The organism is Cellvibrio sp. GW822-FHT04B05, from assembly GCF_058800985.1.
Genome location: NZ_JBXAMU010000005.1, coordinates 241666 through 259239 on the forward strand (window position 1 = coordinate 241666; position 17574 = coordinate 259239).

The 17574-nt window shown below is 45.1% G+C and carries 14 protein-coding genes and 1 tRNA gene; 3 read left to right on the forward strand and 12 right to left on the reverse strand.

Going from position 1 to position 17574, the window contains the following annotated elements; translation table 11 throughout:
• Positions 1–5: 5 nt before the first annotated feature.
• The 6 genes from AC1RJL_RS16775 to tig form a co-directional block, all read right to left on the reverse strand.
• Entirely contained in the window at positions 6–1874 is a 1869-nt protein-coding gene (locus AC1RJL_RS16775; protein WP_492916108.1) for a SurA N-terminal domain-containing protein, read from the reverse strand.
• A gap of 196 nt (positions 1875–2070) precedes the next feature.
• Positions 2071–2343 (reverse strand): HU family DNA-binding protein, encoded by a 273-nt coding sequence (locus AC1RJL_RS16780; RefSeq protein ID WP_039914522.1) that lies wholly within the window; start codon positions 2341–2343, stop codon positions 2071–2073.
• Positions 2344–2556: 213 nt separating this feature from the next.
• Positions 2557–4977 (reverse strand): endopeptidase La, encoded by a 2421-nt coding sequence (lon, locus tag AC1RJL_RS16785; protein ID WP_492916110.1) that lies wholly within the window; start codon positions 4975–4977, stop codon positions 2557–2559.
• 144 nt (positions 4978–5121) lie between these two features.
• Positions 5122–6420 (reverse strand): ATP-dependent Clp protease ATP-binding subunit ClpX, encoded by a 1299-nt coding sequence (gene clpX / locus AC1RJL_RS16790; RefSeq protein ID WP_492916112.1) that lies wholly within the window; start codon positions 6418–6420, stop codon positions 5122–5124.
• A 133-nt stretch (positions 6421–6553) separates the two neighbouring features.
• Positions 6554–7192 (reverse strand): ATP-dependent Clp endopeptidase proteolytic subunit ClpP, encoded by a 639-nt coding sequence (gene clpP, locus AC1RJL_RS16795; protein ID WP_492916114.1) that lies wholly within the window; start codon positions 7190–7192, stop codon positions 6554–6556.
• Positions 7193–7368: 176 nt separating this feature from the next.
• Positions 7369–8682: a trigger factor gene (tig, locus tag AC1RJL_RS16800; RefSeq protein WP_492916116.1), complete on the reverse strand. Its 1314-nt coding sequence runs from the start codon at positions 8680–8682 to the stop codon at positions 7369–7371.
• Positions 8683–9123: 441 nt separating this feature from the next.
• Between tig and AC1RJL_RS16805 the strand changes: the two genes are divergently transcribed.
• Positions 9124–9567: a hypothetical protein gene (locus tag AC1RJL_RS16805; protein ID WP_492916118.1), complete on the forward strand. Its 444-nt coding sequence runs from the start codon at positions 9124–9126 to the stop codon at positions 9565–9567.
• A gap of 134 nt (positions 9568–9701) precedes the next feature.
• Here the strand turns inward: AC1RJL_RS16805 and AC1RJL_RS16810 are convergent.
• From AC1RJL_RS16810 to topA, 3 genes are all read right to left on the reverse strand, one after another.
• Positions 9702–9786: transfer RNA gene (locus tag AC1RJL_RS16810), tRNA-Leu, on the reverse strand.
• Between the two features lie 153 nt (positions 9787–9939).
• Positions 9940–10473 (reverse strand): DUF6586 family protein, encoded by a 534-nt coding sequence (locus tag AC1RJL_RS16815; protein WP_492916120.1) that lies wholly within the window; start codon positions 10471–10473, stop codon positions 9940–9942.
• A gap of 67 nt (positions 10474–10540) precedes the next feature.
• A complete protein-coding gene (topA, locus tag AC1RJL_RS16820; RefSeq protein ID WP_492916122.1) occupies positions 10541–13162 on the reverse strand; it encodes a type I DNA topoisomerase in 2622 nt (873 codons plus the stop codon).
• A gap of 333 nt (positions 13163–13495) precedes the next feature.
• Between topA and AC1RJL_RS16825 the strand changes: the two genes are divergently transcribed.
• The gene (locus tag AC1RJL_RS16825) at positions 13496–14209 is read left to right on the forward strand and encodes a hypothetical protein (RefSeq protein WP_492916124.1); all 714 of its coding nucleotides are present in this window, start codon (positions 13496–13498) and stop codon (positions 14207–14209) included.
• 6 nt (positions 14210–14215) lie between these two features.
• Here the strand turns inward: AC1RJL_RS16825 and AC1RJL_RS16830 are convergent, their stop codons facing one another.
• Entirely contained in the window at positions 14216–14539 is a 324-nt protein-coding gene (locus tag AC1RJL_RS16830) for a hypothetical protein (RefSeq protein ID WP_492916126.1), read from the reverse strand.
• 250 nt (positions 14540–14789) lie between these two features.
• Between AC1RJL_RS16830 and AC1RJL_RS16835 the strand changes: the two genes are divergently transcribed.
• On the forward strand, positions 14790–15248 hold the full coding sequence (locus AC1RJL_RS16835) for a universal stress protein (RefSeq protein ID WP_492916128.1): 459 nt from the start codon (positions 14790–14792) through the stop codon (positions 15246–15248).
• Positions 15249–15280: 32 nt separating this feature from the next.
• Here the strand turns inward: AC1RJL_RS16835 and AC1RJL_RS16840 are convergent, their stop codons facing one another.
• Positions 15281–17206, reverse strand: a complete 1926-nt coding sequence (locus tag AC1RJL_RS16840; protein WP_492916130.1) for an ATP-binding cassette domain-containing protein — start codon at positions 17204–17206, stop codon at positions 15281–15283.
• Between the two features lie 91 nt (positions 17207–17297).
• Positions 17298–17540 carry a hypothetical protein gene (locus tag AC1RJL_RS16845; RefSeq protein ID WP_492916132.1) on the reverse strand — a complete coding sequence of 81 codons (243 nt, stop codon included), beginning with the start codon at positions 17538–17540 and terminating at the stop codon, positions 17298–17300.
• Positions 17541–17574: the final 34 nt, after the last annotated feature.

Sequence of the window (17574 nt, forward strand, 5' to 3'; positions counted from 1 at the left end):
AAATTTTACTGGGTAATGTCAGCTGCATCTTTCAGGAATTTTTGGTAACTGGAAAAGTCATTCTTTCCATAAATACTACCCAACTGAGCCACTATTGCAGTTTTTTGCTCAGGAGTTACTTTTTCATAACTACCTGGAGTCACAGACGCTACAGCTACCACAGCCAAATCACCTGTTGCTGTTATAACGCTCCCAAATGTGGATGCTTCAGCAGCTGGCTTGCTCATAGAAAATGCATAGCGTAATACATCAGAATCAATATCAGCACTGCTGCGCGTTGCGGCTTTCACTTGTTTCAGTTCGACAGCTGCACTTTTGCTTACTTCAGAAAAATCAGCACCTGATTTTAAATCAGAAATCAGTTTTGCCGCTTGCTCATTCAATAATGATTTGGCTTTTTGATCTTTTAACGTATTTAGTATTTGCTCTTGAACATCAGCTATTGGCTTCACTTGGCTAGGTTTGTAATCTGTCTTTTTAAGCACGACTACATTACTTGAATCAAGCTCGATTACTTCACTACTATTCCCCTCTTGCAAAACTTCCGTCGAGAACGCCGCCGCAACCACTTTGGCATTCGCCATTATATCCTTGCCTTTGTTGCGCTCAAACAGTCCGGAGTTTTCTACTTTAAGCCCCAATTCTTGTGCAACATTGGCTAAAGAGTCTGCGTTGTATGATAGGTCGCGCAACTTTTCCAATTGAACAACAAAGAAGCTCTCAGCTTCTGCACGCTTCAATTGATCCTCAATGCTTGCTTTTTGCTCTTCAAATGACGGTGGCTCAGAACCCTTTTCAGCTAACAGTTTAATGAAATGTGTTCCAGCATCAGTTTTCACCGCTGCAGAAACCTCGCCTATTTTTAGTTGAGCAAGAGCTGCTTCAAATTCAGCCGGGAATGCATCGCCTTTGGTAAAACCAAGATCACCACCCTGCTCTTTACTACCTAAATCATCCGAAAACTCTTTAGCAACCGAGGAGAAATCTTCGCCAGCTGCAAGCTTCTTGCTAACAGCATTAATTTTTTCTTTATCATCGTCCTCAATAAGGATGTGTGCTGCCTGGCGTTCAGACTCTGCAACAAAAGCAGACAAATTTTGTTCAAATTGTTTACGCACTTGTTCTTCTGTTACTGATATATCTTTCATTAAATCAGTAACATTCAAGCTGATGTAATCAACCGCAACCTGTTCTTCGCTGGTAAACATCTTTTGATTTGCTTCGTAATATGCTTGCGTCTCTGCAGCTTCAACGACTATAGATTCACGTACTTTTGCCGCAGGAAGGACAACATAGCTAATGTCGCGAGCCTGAAAGCTCAATGCAACAATATCACTTAGCTGTGCCGGCGTTGCAAAGGCAGTCGCGCTGATACCGGCTTGCAATTGATTGATTACCAATTCATCAGAGAGGATTTTTGTGTAGGTGCTATGGGTGTAGCCCATACTATTCAATACTTGCTGATAGCGGTTATTATCGAACGCACCAGTTTCGTTTTTAAATTGCGGCGCACTTGCAATTTGTTCATGTATGTAAGCATTGCCTACTAACATTCCTGAATTTTTTGCGGCTTGGGACAACACCAAACGTTGAACGAGGTTGTCAATGACTGGTTTGCGCAGATACTCGTCAGTCAAAAATTCTGCAGGAATCTGATCGCCGTATGTATTGAGCATTTGTTGCTTTTGCATTCCTATAGCTCTGGACACATCCATCTCTGTGACAGTTTCACCATTAACTTTGGCTGCCTGATTAGCTGATACATCCCAGTTAAATAGTGCTTCAACACCCGTAAGGGCAAAAATGATCACCAAAAACCCAATCAAAATAAAAGAGATAACACCTCTGGAATTGTCTCTGAGGTTTTGTAACATTTTAAACTCCTAGCAGGATAAAGATGCCTTGCGCAGATAATCGGCACTAACAGACAACTAAATACTTAATTATTCGAGGTTTGGTAAGACTCTTGGTCTTACTTTATTAAAAATACTTACCACTAAAAAAAAGGCGCACCTAGATGCGCCTTTTTTATGCTTTCAAAATCAGATAAATATCTGCGTAAAGCACTTATTAGTTAACAGCATCTTTTAATGCTTTACCTGGTTTAAATCCAGGAACTTTTGCGGCAGCAATTTTAATTTCTGCACCAGTCTGGGGGTTGCGACCAGTACGTGCAGCACGCTCTTTCACTGCAAAAGTACCAAAACCCACCAGAACTACAGAGTCGCCATTTTTTAGGGCACCTGTGATACTTTCAACGACTGCATCCAAGGCACGTCCGGCAGCAGCTTTTGGAATATCCGCAGATGCGGCAATGGCTTCAATCAGTTCAGTTTTGTTCACACTTAACCCCTTTTGATTATTTGTTTCTTAAAAACACAGTACAAATTAATGTCGCTATTAACTTGCATTACCCGTGCAGCAAATGAATTGCGATTTATACCAACAGAGCCTCGGGGGGTCAAGGAAAGCTTACAGCTTTATACAAAACCCCCACTTTCCCTGATCACAAAACAGACAATGGCTGGATTTTAAATGCATCCTGACCACTCAGCCCTAATGGGTGCTCAGACGATTATCACTCTCGGTCGACTTTTGAGCTGCTTTTTCAAGTGCTCGGTATTCCTCATCGCTTAATGGTTTGGGGCTGGATTGCAACGCAATAGCTAACACTTCATCAATCCATTTTACGGGCCTGATTGTGAGATCTTCCTTAATGTTGTCAGGAATCTCTTTTAAGTCACGCTCATTGTCAGCTGGTATGATAACCGTTTTTATTCCACCACGATGTGCAGCAAGCAGCTTTTCCTTCAAGCCACCAATACGTAATACCTCCCCCCTTAAAGTAATTTCGCCAGTCATTGCAACATCCGCCCGAACCGGAATACTGGTTTGTACAGATACCAGGGCTGTACACATAGCAATACCCGCACTGGGACCATCTTTTGGTGTTGCTCCCTCAGGAACATGTATATGTATATCTACCTTTTCATGATGATCAGGTGCTATACCTAATGCTTGGCTACGAGAGCGAACTACGGTTAATGCTGCCTGAATTGACTCCTGCATCACATCGCCAAGGGAGCCGGTTTTTATAATGCGCCCTTTACCAACTACTGACGTAGCCTCAATTGTTAACAGCTCTCCACCCACTTGAGTCCAGGCAAGCCCTGTCACCTGCCCTATCTGATCTTTACTCTCTGCTTTACCAAAATCGAACTTATGAACCCCAAGCAAATCTTCTAACGATGCCGGGTCTATTACGTCTGCACTTGTCTTGTTGCGTTTAACATGTCGAGTAACGACTTTACGACAGATTTTTGCAATCTCGCGCTCTAAGCCCCGCACACCTGCTTCGCGAGTGTAATAGCGAATAATATCCTTGATCGCTTCTGGACTGACTTTGATTTCCGATTCCTTAAGTCCATTTGCTTTCATTTGCTTGGGAATTAAATAACGCACTGCAATATTTAATTTCTCGTCTTCGGTGTATCCAGGAATACGGATGACTTCCATACGGTCCAATAGAGGGCCAGGTATATTCATCGAGTTTGATGTACACACAAACATCACGTCCGACAAGTCATAATCCACTTCGAGGTAATGATCGCTAAAATGACTGTTTTGCTCAGGATCCAACACCTCCAGTAAAGCTGATGCGGGATCACCGCGATTATCCATTCCCATCTTGTCGATTTCGTCCAACAAAAAGAGCGGATTTCTTACGCCGACTTTAGCCATTTTCTGTATTAGCTTACCTGGCAGTGACCCGATATAAGTTCTTCTATGCCCGCGAATTTCTGCCTCGTCACGTACGCCACCTAACGCCATACGCACAAACTCACGATTAGTGGCGCGCGCGATAGATTCGCCCAATGATGTTTTACCTACGCCCGGCGGCCCCACCAAACATAAAATTGGACCTTTTACTTTCTTTACTCGTTGTTGCACCGCGAGATATTCAAGAATGCGCTCTTTAACTTCCTCGAGGCCGAAGTGATCTTTATTGAGAACTTCTTCTGCCTTAATAAGGTCATGACGAACTTTGCTTCTTTTGCTCCAAGGTACCTTGATCATCCAGTCTATATAAGCCCGTAATACAGATGCTTCCGCTGACATTGGCGACATCATTTTAAGTTTGTTTAACTCTGTACGCGCCTTTTCTTCTGCATCCTTAGGCATTGCCGCTGCAACTATTTTCCTCTCTAACTCATCAGACTCGCTTACTTCTTCGCCTAATTCACCAAGCTCTTTTTGAATAGCTTTAATTTGTTCATTCAAATAATACTCGCGCTGGCTTTTTTCCATTTGCTTTTTAACGCGCCCACGAATTTTTTTCTCGACATGAAACAGATCAACCTCAGCATCCATTAAATCCAGCAAATGTTCAATTCGCTCGTGGATGTCAGCCATTTCGAGAATGGATTGTTTTTTAGGAAGATCAAGCGACATGTGGGCTGCAATAGTGTCTGCTAATCGCCCCGGCTCATCAATGCCTGAGAGAGAAGTAATTACTTCGACTGGCACCTTTTTACTAAGGTTTACATATTGCTCGAATTGGCCAATTGCTGAGGCAACTAGAGCGCGAGCCTCTGCCCCTTCCACGGGCGGGCTGATTATTACGTCGACGGTAGCTTTAAAAAAGCCTCCCGCATCCTCGATTGACTCAATACCCGCTCTTTCACGTCCTTCAATGAGGACTTTTACGGTGCCATCGGGCAATTTTAGCAACTGCAATATAGATGCGATTGTTCCAATATTATAAAGGTCTTCGGCTTGCGGCTCGTCCTGTTGTGGATTTCTTTGCGCGACAAGCAACACTTGTTTGTCGCTCGCCATGGCACGTTCAAGCGCCTCGATTGACTTGCCTCGACCGACAAATAGCGGTGTAACCATATGCGGATAGACAACTACATCACGCAATGGCAACAAAGGAATTTCAGTAATATGAAGATCATGCAGAGTTTCAGCGACCATTGGTTCCTCTCTATTTCAAGAAGGCAACAACTACCTTGCCATAAAAACAAGATTGGGGTCTAAAACGGATAATTACAAGTTATCAGAATAGAAAAAACAAAAAGAGCGCATTGATGCGCTCTTTTTGTTCATCAAGGTCATTTATTAGTCTTCTGCAGCAGCTTTTGCTGGTTTATCAGTATTTTCGTAAACTAATAATGGTTCAGATTCGCCTTTTATAACAGATTCATCCACCACCACTTTCACGACATGCTCTTCTGATGGAATCTTGTACATGGTATCAAGCAAAACAGATTCCATAATCGAGCGCAAACCGCGCGCACCAGTTTTACGCTCAAGTGCACGCTCAGCCACAGCATCCAATGCATCTGAACGAAAATCTATTTGGACGCCTTCCATTTCGAATAATCTTGCATATTGCTTGGTAAGCGCGTTGCGCGGTTCTGTTAGTATCTGGATTAGTGCCGCCTTATCAAGCTCGTCTAACGTAGCGATAACAGGCAAGCGCCCCACAAATTCTGGAATAAGGCCATAGCGTACAAGATCTTCTGGTTCCAAATCCTGCAATGTCTGCCCAAAGTTACGTTTTTCATCCTTACTTTTAACTTCAGCACTAAAACCAATACCACCTTTTTCTGAGCGATCGCGAATAACCTTATCCAGGCCGGCAAATGCACCACCACAAATAAAGAGGATATTTGAAGTGTCAACTTGCAGGAATTCTTGCTGTGGATGCTTGCGTCCACCTTGCGGAGGAACTGAAGCCACAGTACCCTCAATCAGCTTCAATAAAGCTTGCTGTACACCTTCACCTGATACATCGCGGGTAATGGATGGATTGTCAGATTTGCGTGAAATCTTATCTATTTCATCAATATAGACTATGCCTTGCTGCGCTTTTTCAACGTCGTAATCACATTTTTGCAGTAGTTTCTGAATAATATTTTCAACATCTTCGCCGACATATCCCGCCTCAGTTAAAGTGGTTGCATCCGCGATAGTAAATGGAACATCAAGTAAGCGTGCCAATGTTTCGGCGAGCAAAGTTTTACCGCTACCGGTAGGGCCTACCAGTAAAATATTACTTTTGCCTAACTCAATTGGCTCTTTATCCTTCCCGCCTTTTTCTCCGAAACGAAGGCGTTTGTAATGGTTGTATACGGCAACAGCCAATACTTTCTTGGCGCGCTTTTGCCCAATCACATACTGATCGAGAATCGCAGAAATTTCATGCGGCTTGGGTAGCTTTTCCGAGCTGCCTTCAGAAGCGCTCTCCTGAATCTCTTCACGGATAATATCGTTGCAAAGGTCAACGCATTCATCGCAAATAAAAACAGATGGCCCCGCAATTAACTTACGTACCTCATGCTGACTCTTGCCGCAAAAAGAGCAATACAGTAGCTTTCCGTTTTTATCACTTGCGTCACTGGTGTGATCAGTCATTGAACCCACTCCATCTAAATTTCTATAACAATAGTCAGGTTAAAAGATCAAATTTCAAGCGAGTAAATAGTATTTTGTCATATCTACTTGCATCGCAATGGCCATCACCTGCTTGATTTTATTCTGATACGCACTATTTCGCTGGTTGTACACGCTTTTCAATTACAGCGTCAATCAAACCATAATCGCGTGCCTGATGAGCCGACATAAAGTTATCGCGCTCGGTGTCGACTTCAATTTTCTCTATGGGCTGACCTGAATGAAAAGCCATAAGCTCATTCAGGCGTGCACGGATTTTCAAAATTTCCTGCGCCTGGATATGAATATCCGAAGCTTGTCCTTGGGCTCCGCCGCTTGGTTGGTGAATCATGACACGTGAATTCGGTAGGCAAAAACGCTTCCCTTTAGTGCCTGCATTTAATAGAAAGGCCCCCATACTGCAAGCCTGACCAATACACATGGTGCTTACATCGGGCTTGATAAATTGCATGGTGTCATAAATAGACATTCCCGCAGTAACTGATCCACCGGGTGAATTTATATAAAGATGGATATCTTTATCAGGATTTTCCGCCTCCAAAAACAGGAGTTGCGCCACTACCAGATTTGCCATGTAGTCCTCAACAGGACCAACCAGGAATATCACTCGCTCTTTAAGCAAGCGAGAATATATATCGAATGAGCGTTCCCCTCTTGCAGTTTGCTCAATGACCATTGGAACAAGGCCACTATTAATAAGAGATAAATGGGAATTCATGTGTTCGTATGACATCGTGCGTTTCTGTCCTTAAGCGGGCTAATAGCATCGCCAATATTGAAAACAAGGGATTTTTGACACTAGAGAGCTTAACCCGTGATGGGATTATATGCCAGTCAAAAGAGGAATTTTGGGCGGTATTCACAGAAGGGAAAGCCGCAAAACAGGCGTTTTGCGGCTTTTTTAAACGATTAGCGCTGAGCGTTGGCCTTGATGATTTCGTCGTAATTGGTTTCTACTTCAGAAACCTTGGCTTGAGACAAAATATGATCAACAACTTGATCTTCCAGCACTGCAGACTCAACTCCCCCCATCAATTCCTGATTGTTGTTGTAATATTCAACAACTTCTTTTGGTTCTTGATAGGTAGATGCTATTTCCTCAATCATAGCTTTTACGCGCTTGGCGTCGGGCTTGAGCTTGGCAGCCTTAACGATCTCGCCAACAATCAGCCCCAAAGTCACACGACGTGAAGCCTCATCCTCGAACATGGTGTCTGGTAGCAATGTTTTGACATCAAAATTCTGCTGTTGGCCACCAAAACGCTGCAGCATTTGGTTGCGTAAGACCTGAATTTCGTTAGCTATCAATGCCTTAGGTATATCAGTGGTGTGCGAAGCAAGAAGTGCATCCATAACCTGAACTTTCACTTTTGCTTTCAGAGCATTAGCGAGTTCACGATCCATATTGGCTTTTACTTCTTTACGGAATTGTTTCTCGCCGCCTTTCTCTACACCAAACTTCAGGAAGAACTCCTTCTTCAGTTCGGGTAGTTGAGCTTCAGAAACACTATTCACAGTAATTGTGAATTCAGCTAATGCGCCTTTCAGCTCTTCAGCTTGATAATCTTCCGGAAAGGTCACCGAAATAACTTTCTGTTCGCCTGCTTTCACACCAATAATACCCTCTTCAAAGCCTGGGATCATTGATTTGGAGCCGATAACCAAATTGTGATTGTCGGCTTTGCCGCCGGCAAATTCGACGCCATCTTTGGTGCCAACAAAGTTAATATTGACTTGGTCGCCATCGGCTGCCGCACGCTCAACAACAGACCATGTAGCTTGATGCTTACGCAGCACCTCGATCATGTTGTCTACGTCAGTCTCCGTTACTTCCGCTTTGAAGTTAGTGATTTCAAATGCTGATAAATCGCTCAACGCAACACTTGGATAGACTTCAAATGTGGCAACGTATTCAAGGTCTTTGCCAGCCGCCAACTGCTTTGGTTGGATCGAAGGTTGGCCTGCTGGTTTTACATTCTCTTTCTGTACGGCCGCGTAAAAAGAACGGCTGATCACGTCACCAACCACTTCCTGGCGAATACCGGCACCAAAACGCTGCTTAACAACAGACATCGGAACCTTGCCTTTACGAAAGCCCTTGAGACTTACATTGCGCGCCGCTTGCTTCAAGCGATTCTCAACTTCGTTTTCTACTTGCTCTGCGGGTACGCCTACTGTCAAGCGGCGTTCCAGTCCAGAAGTCGTTTCGAGTGAAACCTGCATATATGCCTCGTGAAATAACTGAAAATATGTAGCGGTTGAACAAGTATCCTGAAGACAGAATACCGTGAAAATATGGTATGGACTAAGAAATTCGAACTATAAACGCAGAAGTCAAAAGAACCACAAGGGTAGATAACTCATTGATTTTTATAGCTTGTATATCTTTCGCGCCCTATCTACTATGCCTCAAGTTCACTCTATAAAGGGTTGAAACTAAGGTAAACAGGGCGCGAATGATACACAGATACATACCTCAGTTCAAATAGCCAGTTTTTGTATAGATTCAATCACTTATAAACTGTATAGGCAAAGCCGATTTCCTTACGCGCATTCGTTACCATGAGGTCTATGTTGCTGTTACCCAATTAAACAGTAATACTTATTACAACCTATTTAGTAAAGCCAACAAGCTGACAAATCCCGGAATCAAGTGGTACTGCAATGAAAAAGATAGTCCTTCTGCTCGCGCTCCTTCACTCAACAGTTGCATTTGCGAATACAGATATCGCACCCATAAACAAAAAGGTCAGCGCTCTCAAGGCCAGGCTAACTTACGTAAATGAGATGGGGTTGCGTTGTGATAATGTACTTGAAGTGCGAAAAATGAAAGGAATCAACTCAACTGAATGTAACAATTATCTAAAGCTAATGAACAGTAATTACCTAAAAAACACATTTAGTGGATGCCCTCCACTTATTAGCTGGTACGAAGCGAAAAGAAAGTTCATTTTCAGCAATCCCAACTTTGCGAGCGAACAGCCAGAAAAAGCAGATGAGCTGCTTAAAACTATGAAGGATGTTCAGGATGCCTGCAATTCGGATACCTACTTCGAGAACTTTCCCTACATGATTGAAACACTTTCCAAAATCAGATATCTCTCCTAAATAAATTGCTTTAAAAAAACGAGACCATCTCTATCTGAATTATTTCGTTTATCGGGGCTGATTTCTGATTTTAAAAATCGAAAGTGAAAATTGGGCGAAAAAAAGAGGCTTAGTTATAAGCCTCTTTTTTTATATGGTGCGGACGGAGAGACTCGAACTCTCACACCTCACGGCGCCAGAACCTAAACCTGGTGTGTCTACCAATTTCACCACGTCCGCTTTTTTGTTGTCTTCGTAATCTTTCTGAAGACGCTGACTTTAATCGCACAAGCTTTAACTTATTGATTTTTATTGTTTTTCGAGGACATCAATAGTGCCATGGCGCGAAGGGTGCAGATTGTGCCACAGCTATTTTTCAGGTTCAACCTTTTATCAATACTCTGCGCTTGTTTCGCGCTGACGAGTAATCAGTGTGCGGAAATTGGCCAGCCAAGCTGCTAATAATTCAGCGGTCAATTCGAACTGGGCCACATCATCAACCTCAGTCAATTCAATAAAGTCAATTGAGTTTTCTTGACCGAATGCTTTTTTCTCTTTTGCTTTCTCGGGAGAGTGAAACAATTGGCTGTAATAACAGGTTAGCTGATTTAGCCATGAGTTTGAGGTGTGTTCCAACTCCACCAGCTCCGCTACTTCTGATGAAACTTTATCAAGCTTATTAAGGGCAACGGCCAAATCATCAATCGAATTGATTGCTTGCACATTCGATACGCGATGCAATTGGGCCAGTTCGCGCGCATAAAAGTGCAAAGCGGCTGCCAAATGAAATACCGCAGAATCTTTCAACGCTTGCTGCTGCAGCTTTTGAGTTGTCGTGAGGTTGTCAGAATGTGATGCAAGGCCAGTGATAATGGAGTTGGCAAATGCCAGTTTCTGATTGACCAGTTGCAGATGACTGATAGACATAGTTTGCTGATTAAATATATGAAGGGAGAATAGGATCGGCCATCTTGCGATAGCCGATCCCAGGAGTTTATTTTTGAACTTTCCACTTACCGCCTTCGTAAAACGCTTTCCAGCCAGTCGCTTTACCGTTGACTTCAGTTTGTACATATTGCTCTTTGGTTTTGCGGCTAAAACGGATAATTGCTTTATTGCCCTCAGGATCTTTTACTGGTGCAGATAACAGAAAGTGGTATTTAGGATCAATTTGATCTTTATACGGTAGCAGTTCCTCCACCAATGGTGCGCGAGTTTCCCTATTTTTGGGGAACTGGCTTGCTGCCAGAAATAATCCAGCAGCACCATCACGCAATACGTAATGATCATCCACTTTTTCGCAACGCAATTCCTGCATTACGATAGGATCAACTTTCGGAGGCGCAGCCTCACCACTTTTGAGAAGCTTGCGGGTATTTTTACATTCGCTGTTGGTGCAGCCAAAATATTTTCCGAAGCGCCCGGTCTTCAATTGCATCTCGCTACCGCATTTATCGCACTCGATTGTCGGACCTTCATAGCCTTTCAAGCGATAGCTACCCTGCTCCACTTCGTAGCCAGCGCAATCTGGGTTATTACCGCATATGTGTAATTTGCGGCTTTCATCAAGCAGATAGGAATCCATGGCTGAATTACAAATCTTGCAACGATGCTTGGAACGCAATTGGCGAGATTCCGCCTCTTCATCTGCATCAGCGTCGATGACCTCGTCGCCTGATACAAGATTCATCGTATGTTTACAGCGCTCTTTAGGGGGTAGTGCATAACCTGAACAGCCAAGGAAAACTCCGGTGCTGCCGGTGCGGATTTGCATATGCCGGCCACACAAGCTGCATGCGATATCCGTGTCGGTTGGATCATTGGCGCGCATACCTTTCGCACTACTGGATGCCAAGGCCAGTTTTTTACTGAAACCTGCATAAAACTCATCAAGCAAAGCACGCCAGTTTTTACCACCTTGCGCAACGACATCGAGCGCTTCTTCCATGCTGGCGGTGAAGCCGTAGTCCATCAGATCATCAAAACTTTCAACCAACCGCTCGGTGACTATGTCACCCATCTTTTCAGCATAAAAGCGACGATTTTCCTGACGAACATAACCGCGCTCTTGAATCGTTGAAATGATAGAGGCGTAAGTCGAAGGACGACCGATGGCACGTTTCTCCAATTCTTTTACCAAACTGGCTTCGGTGTAACGTGCTGTTGGTTTGGTGAAATGTTGCTGCGGGTTAAGTTTTACCAAAGGCAATACCTGGCCAACTTTCATGTCCGGCAATACAACATCTTCATCTTTTTTGGCGGTTTGCGGACTCACTTTGGTGTAACCGTCAAAACGGATTACACGACCGCGAGTGCGCAGCTCATAATCGCCGGCGGTTACCACAACACTGGTGCTGGTGTACTCCGCAGGAGTCATTTGGCAGGCCACGAACTGTTGCCAGATCAAACCGTACAAACGCTCCGCGTCGCGCTCCATACCGCTTAATTGATTAGGCAATGCACTGACGTTGGATGGGCGAATCGCCTCATGCGCTTCCTGTGCCCCATCTTTGCTGGAGTAAAGTGTTGGCGATTCCGGCAAATAGCGCTTACCGAAATTTTCAAGAATATATTCACGACATGACTCGACAGCTTCTTTGCTCAAATTGGTCGAATCGGTACGCATGTAGGTGATGTAGCCAGCTTCATACAAGCGCTGTGCCATCATCATGGTTTTCTTCACACCAAATCCCAAGCGGGTGCTGGCAGCTTGCTGCAAAGTGGATGTGATGAAGGGGGCAGAAGCTTTGGATTGGGTGGGCTTATCTTCGCGGCTGATAACTCTATAAGTCGCACCTTGCAAGGTTTTGACCGCTGCCATTGCCTGGCTTTCATTGATTGGCTTAAAGGCTTCATCACCGTGCTTTTTAACTTCAAAGGCGGCAATTTGACTTTTGTCGGCCTGTAAGTCAGCAAACAACGTCCAATATTCTTCGGGTACAAATGCGCGAATTTCGCGTTCGCGCTCAACAACCAGACGTACCGCAACCGACTGTACACGGCCCGCCGACAGCCCACGTGCAACTTTTTCCCACAGCAAAGGCGATACCATGTATCCCACAACGCGATCCAGAAAACGGCGTGCTTGTTGGGCGTCAACACGGTTTTGGTCAATCGGCCCCGGGGTTTTAAAAGCGTTTTGAATAGCTGTTTTGGTGATTTCGTTAAACACTACACGACGATAGCGTGATTCATCACCACCAATCGATTCGCGCAAATGCCAGGCAATTGCTTCCCCCTCTCTATCCAAGTCGGTTGCGAGATAGACCATATCGGCCTTCTCCGCGAGCTTTTTCAGCTCATCAACTACCTTCTCTTTACCGGGAAGAATCTCATATTGCGCCTCCCAACCATTCTCAGGATCTATACCCATGCGGTTAATAAGCTGGCTTTTACTTTTCTTCGCCTGATAGACAGCTTTATCCTCGGCCGACATCTTGCGAGTGGCTGCCGCTTGCTTGGCGCGCTCCTTTGCATCGATTGGTTTGGCGCCCCCGCTGGTGGGTAAATCACGAATATGGCCGATACTGGATTTGACGATAAAATCGTTACCCAAATATTTATTGATTGTTTTCGCCTTGGCCGGCGACTCAACGATAACTAAGGATTTACCCATGGTGGTTAGAAATATCTCTATATAAGGGAGGCTGCATAAAAGCTGAAAAATGCGCCAAATGGCTACAACATCGTTCCCGAGACGGGGTAAACTAGTTGCGAAGGTGCGCATATATAAGTCTTGAATCCCGAAGGGTCAAGCTATAATTTCCAGCATGTCTTATAGTAGAGCTGCACTCCATGTGCAAAAAATACCTTTTCAATAGCTTGGAAGCCACTTTAAATAAAGTGCTTAATTGCATGTTTTTAAAAGAGTTTTATTTTTAAAAAAGCTTAGGGAGAAGAAATTGATAAAAATCCTAAACTTAACTTACTTTGCCAAGCAGATTTCCGCATGACCCTGATTGTGATTCTCGTTTTTTTGATGTTGATAACACTTTTCTCCGTCAGTGTGATCAGCCACATTCAACAGCGCCAACGCGAGCACCGGTTGCAGCAGCGTCGATTGCGTATTCAGGCTGAAGAGTTGATTGAGGTGGTTGCCTGTTTAGAGCAGACGCTTCCAAACCGGACCATCACCAAACATATCAACGACATGATAATTTCTCTGCAACAGCAAATGTTGGTGCTGGAGGATAAGCATCCTGAGCACATCGAAGCCGCAATCCAAAAAAGTGAGCTTTATTCGGAAGAGTTGATTAATCCCAAGAATCGTCAAAGCATTAGCTATCAACGGGAAAGCGATGCCCAGATTGCCAAAACGCAGTTATACATCAACGAAGCCATGCACCTCGTCACTCAATTGGCGGCGCAAGGTACTATTAATGAGGTTGAACTGGATGCTTACCTGGTTGAGCTTCGCTGGGCTTATTTGATGGTATCGGTCATGTCTTACATTGGCCAAGGCGATAAATCCATGGCAATCAGCGATCGTTTTTCTGCCCAGGCCTTCTATCGCAAAGCGCAGCAGCTACTGATGGAATCTATGCATCAGGACCCCCGCCGCTTGAAGATGATTAAAGAGTTGAGCGAAATGGTAGACGGTGCCCGCGTAGGTTTAAGCCGTGATTTGCGCGACCCTTCCCCTTCGGCAATAAGCTTGGGCTAGAGCCCTTTATTCACTACTCGCCTGATAAATCTCATTCAGTATTTTGATAATCAGATCCAGAGTTTCTACACCCTCTTTCTCTGACCAAAACACGCAAGTGCCTAATCCACCCTGGCTGATAGCGGGAACAGAGACAGGCAATTCGGGTAGATGGCGTTTTAACACGTCGCAGATATTCGCGGGCGGGCGAACATCGCTTTGCCAATCCCACTCGCGATAAAAGTTTCCCTCGTGCTCATAGCTGGTACGAACCAGTATCCACTCAGGAGCTGGGCGCGATTTGTCTTTCGGTGGCAAGTAATACACCGGCATAGGTGATGATTGATTCATATCGGTTTTCAACAAAGGCAATCGGCGCATACTAAAACGCAAGCCATGTTTACTGGCGTGTAGCCGTAAAGTCTCTTTCCTTCGCTGGGCCGGATTTGGCCTAAGCATACCAATTGGCCCGATAACCAGGGCGAATGCGACTATTAAGATAATAAAAAACCAAATATTCATTTGAATCCCTAAAACTTTGATAGACAACTACTACTCTATATCTGTAGAAAACATATCACTTTTGATGAGGACGGAAGCCATGACAGAATCCATTAGCTACAAACATATCATTGTGGGAGTGGACCTTTCGGAAGATTGTCCACCCGTAATTCATCGTGCAGCGGCTATCGCTCAGGCATGCAATGCAAAATTGACTCTCGCCCACGTACTTGAACCCATTGCGTTTGCTTACGGAGGCGATATGCCAGTAGATCTGACTGGCATCCAGGAGCAGCAAGTACAGAAGGCAGAGGCGGATCTGGCCCAACTCGTAAAAACAACCAATTACCCTATCCAGCAGCAACATGTTTTGGTTGGTCAACCCGCAGCAGAATTGCATTATCTTGCAGAGCAGGAATCTGCCGATTTAATCGTTGTTGGGAGCCATGGCCGCAAAGGTTTTGCGCTATTACTTGGATCGACCCCCAACAGCGTTTTACATGGCGCAACCTGCGATGTATTAGCCGTGCTGGTAAAGAAACAAGCGACCGATATCTAACCATCAGCAGTACTGCTTGATTAGCGGTACTGCTATTCTTGCTGCATATCCTCCAGCTCTGCCCAGCGCTCAAAACAATCATCAAGTTGTTGTTGTACTTGAGCCAGTTCCTGTAATTGCTGCTCTACAACTGATGCGCTCCGAGTGTAAAAGTCAGCGCCGGCAGTAATGGCATTAAGTGTTTCCAATTGTTTTTCAAGCAACTCGATTTTTTGCGGAAGTTCATCAAATTCCTTTTGAAATTTGTAGCTCAGTTTTTTAACTTTCACTGGCGCTTTGGCATTCACTACCGCAGCAGGTTCGATCTTTTTGGGTTCACTAATCTGTGCGTTGTCGATCACTGAAGGTAGTTCATCTGCCTGTGTCCACTTGCCGCCCTGGCGAATCCAATCGTCATAACCGCCTACGTATTCGAGCACGTTGCCGCGCCCTTCAAAGGCAATCACGCTGGATACAATATTGTTCAGGAACGCACGATCATGGCTTACCAATAAGAGCGTACCGGAGTATTCGGTGAGAATATCTTCGAGCAGTTCCAGGGTTTCCACGTCCAAATCATTGGTAGGTTCGTCCAACACCAACAGGTTGGCAGATTTACTAAACAATTTTGCAAGCAACACGCGATTGCGCTCACCACCGGACAACGCGCGCAATGGTGTACGCGCGCGCTCACCGCTGAACAGGAAATCGCTCAGGTAGGAAAAAATATGTTTTGACTTGCCGTCAATATCGATAAATTCGCGACCGCCAGCAATATTGTCGACCGCATTTTTATCAAGATCCAACTGGTCGCGCAATTGGTCAAAATAAGCCACTTCCAGATTGGTACCCAACTTTACACTACCCGCTTGCGGTTGCAGCTCGCCAAGAATCAATTTGAGCAGCGTACTTTTTCCTGCGCCATTAGCGCCGACCAAACCAATTCGATCACCGCGCATAATGCGCGTGGAAAATTGGTTGACGATTTTTTTGTCGCCGTAGGAATAGGAAACGTCAACCAAATCGGCAACTAATTTTCCCGAGTCGCCGCCCGTCGCCAGAGTAAAATTCGCTTTGCCGACGACCTCGCGTCGCTCCGAGCGAACTTCGCGCAATGCTTTCAGTGCTCGCACACGTCCTTCATTGCGCGTCCGCCGGGCTTTAATGCCCTGACGAATCCAAACCTCTTCTTGCGCAAGACGCTTATCAAATAACTCATTGTGGCGCGCTTCTTCAGCCAAGGCTTGTTCGCGATAGACCAAAAAGCTGGCGTAATCCCCGGCCCAATAACGTAAATGCCCGCGATCAAGCTCGGCAATATGTGTTGCCAGGGCCTGCAAAAGTGAGCGGTCATGGGTGATAAAAACCAGGGCACCATTGAAGCTCAGTAATTGTTTTTCCAGCCATTCGATTGCGGCGATATCCAAATGGTTAGTCGGTTCATCGAGCAACAACACATCCGGCTCAATGACCAGTGCCCGGGCTAGGGCGACGCGCCTCCTCCATCCGCCGGAAAGCTCACGCATATAGCGCTCGGCAGGCAGATCCAGGCGGGAAATGATTTCATCCACTTGTTGTTGTAATGCCCAGCCATCGTTGGCTTCAATTTCGTGTTGTAGCTGCGCCATGCGGGCTAATTGTTCATCGCTAATATCCTGCGCATGGGAAAGTAAGCGGTATTCCGCCAACAAATCACCTACACCTTTTGCGCCAGCGGCAACGGCATCAAATACAAGACGATCATCGGCTTCCGGCAAATCCTGTTCGAGACGGGCGATGCGAATACCGGTCTGGCGAACTACCTCGCCTTTGTCCAGATCGACTTCACCATCGATTACTTTTAGCAAACTGGATTTGCCGGTTCCGTTGCGCCCGATCAAACACAGGCGTTGGCCGCGCTCAATTGTCAGTTCAACACCATCAAGAAGGACTTGGAGACCGTAACTTAATCCGGCTTTTTCAATTTTTATCAAAGACATAATAAGGAATAATTCAGGTAGTTTTGCAACGAAAATGATACTGGCAGAAGCACCAATGGGCTGGTATTCTCAAAGTAGATTTAGCGGACAGCTAAAATGTTTCATGTGACTGTCGACATTCATCCGGCGCTCGATCGGCAAGCGCAAAAAGTGCCGCATCATATCCCACCAGAAAGACATAACCAACCCGCAGGGTTTGATAATAATTTGAGGTATCCATGAGGTTTTCGAAAATACTTTGGCCTTTAGTCTTTGGCGCCAGTGTATTTGTCGGCAGTACAACCTTGGCTAGCGTCCAAGCTGCGACAAATACAACAGCAATAACCACGACCAAACCCTCACCTCGTCAACTTGAACGGCAAAAGTAC

Coding starts and splice junctions, on each gene's coding strand:
- AC1RJL_RS16775 (WP_492916108.1), bottom strand. CDS start 1,874: ATGTTACAAAACCTCAGAGACAATTCCAGAGGTGTTATCTCTTTTATT.
- lon (WP_492916110.1), bottom strand. CDS start 4,977: ATGGTCGCTGAAACTCTGCATGATCTTCATATTACTGAAATTCCTTTG.
- clpX (WP_492916112.1), bottom strand. CDS start 6,420: ATGACTGATCACACCAGTGACGCAAGTGATAAAAACGGAAAGCTACTG.
- clpP (WP_492916114.1), bottom strand. CDS start 7,192: ATGTCATACGAACACATGAATTCCCATTTATCTCTTATTAATAGTGGC.
- tig (WP_492916116.1), bottom strand. CDS start 8,682: ATGCAGGTTTCACTCGAAACGACTTCTGGACTGGAACGCCGCTTGACA.
- AC1RJL_RS16805 (WP_492916118.1), top strand. CDS start 9,124: ATGAAAAAGATAGTCCTTCTGCTCGCGCTCCTTCACTCAACAGTTGCA.
- AC1RJL_RS16815 (WP_492916120.1), bottom strand. CDS start 10,473: ATGTCTATCAGTCATCTGCAACTGGTCAATCAGAAACTGGCATTTGCC.
- topA (WP_492916122.1), bottom strand. CDS start 13,162: ATGGGTAAATCCTTAGTTATCGTTGAGTCGCCGGCCAAGGCGAAAACA.
- AC1RJL_RS16825 (WP_492916124.1), top strand. CDS start 13,496: ATGACCCTGATTGTGATTCTCGTTTTTTTGATGTTGATAACACTTTTC.
- AC1RJL_RS16830 (WP_492916126.1), bottom strand. CDS start 14,539: ATGAATCAATCATCACCTATGCCGGTGTATTACTTGCCACCGAAAGAC.
- AC1RJL_RS16835 (WP_492916128.1), top strand. CDS start 14,790: ATGACAGAATCCATTAGCTACAAACATATCATTGTGGGAGTGGACCTT.
- AC1RJL_RS16840 (WP_492916130.1), bottom strand. CDS start 17,206: ATGTCTTTGATAAAAATTGAAAAAGCCGGATTAAGTTACGGTCTCCAA.